2 protein-coding genes are annotated in these 556 nt (G+C 52.9%); both read right to left on the minus strand.

Annotated features, from left to right (window positions below; genetic code table 11):
- Positions 1-199: thermonuclease family protein (locus HUV48_RS14280; RefSeq protein WP_404799941.1), on the minus strand; the 199-nt coding region annotated here is incomplete at its 3' end.
- Positions 196-354, minus strand: coding sequence for a hypothetical protein (locus tag HUV48_RS14205; RefSeq protein ID WP_176268385.1), 159 nt, complete (start codon positions 352-354; stop codon positions 196-198). The genes HUV48_RS14280 and HUV48_RS14205, both read right to left, overlap by 4 nt.
- Positions 355-556 lie beyond the last annotated feature (202 nt).

Below are 556 nucleotides of genomic sequence, written 5' to 3' on the forward strand. Positions count from 1 at the left end.
TCAGCAGCACGACAAGCCGATCCCTCGCGCGGATCGCTAGGCGCTTCTCCCGATCGCACTTCCCGTTCATTTCGGCAGTGTCTATATCGAGCAGGCGGATTTTCTCACCGTGGATCCATGCAGTATCGCCATCTACGACACAATGCTCCCGCGGACCCGGCGCACATACCGCTATCGCTGCTGCTAACAGGATGGTCACTGGCGATGCTCTCCGCATTCGATGGCAAGTTCGCGCTCCTTTCGACGCGTCCTTTCAGCATCCGCTTTACTGCTAAACCAACTCTGGTGAACTTGTACCGGAACCCGCAGAAAACGTGCTATTTCCATAACGATCTTGAGACGCAGGTTTTTCATTTTATTGTCCTTTCAATAAGTCTTGCTCTTCCACTTTTTTAGGTTGCGGCTACCTTGACCTATGAGTGTACAGGGGTACTGTACCCCTGCTTGTTAAAGCTCGGTCCACCACGACGGTTGCTGTTCAGCCAAAGGTGGAATGAAACGGGGTCAGGCGCCACACCTGACCCCTATTCATACTTTTCATCGCGTGATAGGTCAG

This window comes from Qipengyuania atrilutea, from assembly GCF_013370205.1.
GTDB classification, from domain to species: Bacteria; Pseudomonadota; Alphaproteobacteria; order Sphingomonadales; family Sphingomonadaceae; genus Actirhodobacter; species Actirhodobacter atriluteus.